The following is a 4,466-nucleotide window of genomic DNA, read 5'->3' on the forward strand; positions in this document are numbered from 1 at the left end:
GCAACGCTCAGACCCATCGATATCGACAAATCGAGCGCACGAACGAGCATTCCGTCGAGTGTCCCCGAACGGCACTTCCGAGTGCGGGTGGCCGGGCTTAGGGGCCTGGGTTCGTGACCTGGCCAGCGAACAGGATGACGCCAGAGGGGCGATGCCGGATGAGGTAGAGGAAAGGCCGGTCAGCTTTGACGGTCAGTTCGGGTTCGGGTGGACCTGATTCGTCGAATCCGAGCGCAGTGGCAGCAGCGGCAACGGTTCCCCATTCGTCGACCGTGATGTCGGCGCCATGCACGGCGCCGTCGAGGAAGGCATCCGGCGTGATCCGAGGGTAGGCGCCGGGAGCAGCACCGATTTCGGTGAGCCATGCGAGTAGGTCGAGCTGGGTGGTGGACTTCCATTTGGGGATGACCAGCTCGTAGGGTCCGGTGGTGAAACTGGCGTCGATCTCCTCCAGCAAGTTCTGGTCGATACGATCCCGGATCTCCTCGAACCGGCCTGGGTCGGGAACGATCACCAACATCGAGAACTCACCACCTACATAGGGGATCTCAGCGCCAACGAAGCCGTCGCCTTCACCACGACGGTCGGCGAGTTCGAGCTCGCGCAGATACTCCGCTTCCACAGTGGAGCCATCGAGGAGGGTGAAGGCGTCGGTAACGATTGGGTATTTACCGAAGATGGTCTGCCATTGGGCCTTGAAGTAGATGGCATCCGTCAGGACCAGGACGGTCTGATCGTCGAGGAACCCTTCTGGAAGGAGTTCGGGGATCAGTCCTTCAGTCTGGTCACTTACCCACGAGTTGATAATCTGGCGACTGCCGGTGGGATCACCAGCAAAATCGAGTGTTTCGGTGGTGGCCCCGTGTTCGGCAGCGAGCAAATCAACCCACGTCTGGTCAGGTGTCACGTCAACCCGGGGCCAGATCCGATCGGCGACCCTGATCGTGATTTCACCCTCGGCATCAGCAGACCCGGCGATCAGCTGATCGGTGGCGTTCCACGCTTGGTGTGCCGCGGGCCCGGCGGGCAGAGCGAACGCCTCGTCGATCGCTGTACCCGTGGTTTCGTCGGCGGCTGCGCGGGCCATCAACAAGGCGTGCCCGATGCTGGCCGGGCTGAACACCAGATTCCCATCCAGCGGCTGCGTGCGCCACAACTCGAACCCGGCGTTGTTGAACCCAGCCGTCAGGTCCGCGACGGGGGCGTCGCCAACCGGCGTCGAACGCTCTACCCCCGAACTGGGAACCAGGACAACCGGCTCACCCACGGGTTCAACGCCCCCTGCGGAGGTGGTAACCGAAGACGGTGAGACACCAGGCGCAGGACGCGTCGAATCGATTTCCCCAGGCCCCGCTCCCTCCGCGCACGCAGCGACCAACAACAACAGCGCCACCAGCGTCGCGACGGGACCTCTCATGGTGTTGAGACGCCTCATCCCGCCCAAAGGTTCCCGCAAGCCACACCTCCTGGCGCCGATACAACTACGAAACCACACAGACCAGCTGATACCGAGCGAGAACGCACCACATCTGAAACCACGCATAGCGGCACGTACGAGTGCGGCAACAGGTTTCTCAGGCGGAGGCTCCGCACCGGCTCGCAGCCGGATCGATTCAGGGTGGTCGGACCGGAGTTCCTGTTCGGTCAGTCGACTGCATCTGGCGGGGTCCGAGGTGGGATGTCGCTCATTCGCGGAATCGCGCCCATTGAACGTTCGACCGCTTCGACGTGGGCCACGGATTCGGTTATCAGCTCGGCGAGGACCGTGCGGTCGACGTCGCCGAGACGTTTGAGATGGACGGTCGATTTACCAGTCGTGTGTGGGCCGAGCCGGTCAAGGATGTCGTCGAAGCCCCTTAGGCCCGACATGATGTAGAGGGTGATGCGGTCCTTCTTCGGCGAGAATCCGACGGTGAAGAAGTCGCCCTCCTGGCCGGTCTTGTACCGGTAGTGGTATTGCCCGTACCCGATGGTGTTGGCGTTCCACACCTTTGGCTCCTCGCCAGTGATGCCGGCGACAAGGACCATCAGGTCCTGGGCGTCGCGGCGGCGACCCTCGTGGGCCACGTCATCGATGATGCGTTGGGCGGCGGCGCGATCGGTGCTCCTCATGGGTGCACAGTACCAATCGGTCGAGGGTCTTCACCGTCCTGGAAACGGGAGCCATGTCGGGGTTGGGGAGCCCGATCCCGCAAGTGTGTGGGTCGAAGCGTTGCCGACTCGGCCGGGAAGCTCTAACCCAGAGGCGGGGGGCACTGTACGGATGCACCGGTCAGCAATCGGGCGTAGAAACGAGCACCTGGCCAGACTGAGCCGCTCGGCACTTCCGGGCGCTACTGACCTGCGGGATGCTGCTCGTCGGGCCGGGCGCTCGACAACGCTCGGGGCGGTGAGCGATCTGGCGGTAGGGCATACCTAGATTCACGGCTGAACTCATCGCTTCACGCCCAGAGACTTGGACACGAGCCGCCGTCGCATCCCACATGTGGCACGTGATTGAACGCAACTCTTCCGTGGCTGACCTCGCGACATTGCCGCTCGGTCACATCGCAACCGGCCAGGGTCAGGCGAACCTTGGACGATCGCGGCTCACGAGTACCAACCCGAAGACTGATATCGCGCGAGGCCCAGCGCCGATCACCAAATCCCGAGCAGAAACGAGCATCTGGCCGAGTGCGCGGGATCGGCACTGCTGCGCTCGGGTCGTCGGCCGACACAAGCCACCCACCGTGGCGAACGTCGCTTGGTCAGACGAGCCGATCTGCCGGTTCCAGAGCGCTGGTGGGCGTGCGATATCGCGCGGGAGGACTAGTGACCTGTGCGTCCGGGGAGAGAGGGGTAGAACTTGCGTTATCGCCGTTGGTTTCCCGCGGCGTGTGTATCGTTGCTCGATGCTGTTGCGAGGTTCAGCGATCATCGTGCTGACTGCCTTGCTCACCACTGCATGCGGCCGGGTTGAATCCGGCTCGGTGAGCACAGGGGTGGTGGATCAACCAGTCGCTCTGGACACGACCACCTCGTCCGTCCCGGCCACGACATCGTCATTGGCGATCACGACATCAACTACCTCTCCGACCACTCCCGAGGGCTATCCGGCCGACGAGTCGGGCCGTCGTCTCGTAGTCGCCACCGATGCATCAACGACATACGTGTGCGGGTTCGTCATCTTTCCCGATTCGAAGCCACCCGAGGCGATCACAGAACCCACGGTCGACGTGGATGGTCTGCTTGCAGGAGCGGGCCCGCCCGGGGTTGATCAGGACAGCTTCTACGAGATCTACGACTGGGTGGTTGTCTCCGAGACCGCAAAGACGGTGACGCTTCTCGGTTACCCGAAGCACCCGGACTGGCCGGACCTCTACCCGGGTCAGTACGGCTTCGTTGCTTTCGTCCACCGTGACGACCAGTGGGAGGCTCTGAGTTCCGCTTGGTGTGACCCAACCGTGTCACAGCTCGACGCTCCAACCGGAGCAAGCAGCACGATTCCCCTCTGGCCCGACGAGTATCTCCAGGCAGTGATCGGACGCGACTGGACGACGATCAACAACTATGTACTTGATGAGACTTGGAGTGGGCTCCTGCTCCCCCCTAATCCCGCTGATTGGAAACTCGACCACCTTGCCGGGCCGGATCCGACCTCAACTCGATTGCCGATCCTGATCCACGAACGAAACTGCGCGAGCGGCCAGGTCCCTTCTGACAGGGACATTGACGTCCTGGTGACCGAAACGGAGGGCGGCCTCGCTCTCACCGTGCTCGTCGCGTCGAGCGGCGGTCTGTGTCCCGAGAATCCTTGGTATCCGATCACCGTCGTACTCCCGACACCGCTTGGCGATACCCGGTTGTTTGATGGCCGGACACTTCCGGTGGCTCCCCGGAATTAGCCTGCGGGAGTCGCCCATCCCAGATCGCCGAATATGGAGTGGAAGCGCCCACTCCGCCGAGTGCCCCATATCCTCACTTCGGTGATTGGAGAAGGGCAGCATGGAACCGTCGACCAGAGCGCAGGTTGGGGCCTTGGCAATGCTTATGTCGGTGGAGTGAGCGTTATGCCCATTGAATCGGCGCCTGGAGCAGGTCGCCGTGGCTCACGTACACCGGCAAGAGGGTCGTCAGGAGGCTCGAGAAACACCGGAAGGCCAGTCTCGTTCTCCCATACCTCTTCGAGCAGGTGCACTTGCTCAGAGACTCCCAACGAGATGTTGAGCGGATAGGACTGAAGGAGGGTTCGCTCACTACTACATCGAGGACAACGCACGGCAATCCGAATGTGAGGCATTTCAAAAACCAGCAAATCACGGATCCGGAGGATTAGGTACTCGGGGTTGGTGGTATCGCCACAGGATTGACATGTCGAAGGTCTGGCCGGTTGAGCTTCCACCCTACGAATGAGTCGCCCTGGGTTTGATGGAGACCGTTTTGTTTGGTTTCCTTGCTTACCCTGTGGTGGCTAGTTGAGCGTAGTG

The 4,466-nt window shown here is 62.1% G+C and carries 3 protein-coding genes; 1 reads left to right on the plus strand and 2 read right to left on the minus strand.

From position 1 onward, the window contains the following. Positions 1-97 precede the first annotated feature (97 nt). Both P1T08_18315 and P1T08_18320 read right to left on the minus strand, forming a co-directional pair. On the minus strand, positions 98-1,417 hold the full coding sequence (locus P1T08_18315; protein ID MDF1598030.1) for a serpin family protein: 1,320 nt from the start codon (positions 1,415-1,417) through the stop codon (positions 98-100). Positions 1,418-1,644: 227 nt separating this feature from the next. After that, on the minus strand, positions 1,645-2,112 hold the full coding sequence (locus P1T08_18320) for a DUF1801 domain-containing protein (protein ID MDF1598031.1): 468 nt from the start codon (positions 2,110-2,112) through the stop codon (positions 1,645-1,647). Positions 2,113-2,891: 779 nt separating this feature from the next. On the opposite strand from P1T08_18320, the gene P1T08_18325 reads away from it, so the two are divergent. Further along, a complete protein-coding gene (locus P1T08_18325; protein ID MDF1598032.1) occupies positions 2,892-3,884 on the plus strand; it encodes a hypothetical protein in 993 nt (330 codons plus the stop codon). Positions 3,885-4,466: the final 582 nt, after the last annotated feature.

The sequence above is a fragment of the Acidimicrobiia bacterium genome, from assembly GCA_029210695.1.
Classification (GTDB): Bacteria; Actinomycetota; Acidimicrobiia; order Spongiisociales; family JAHEDJ01; genus JAHEDJ01.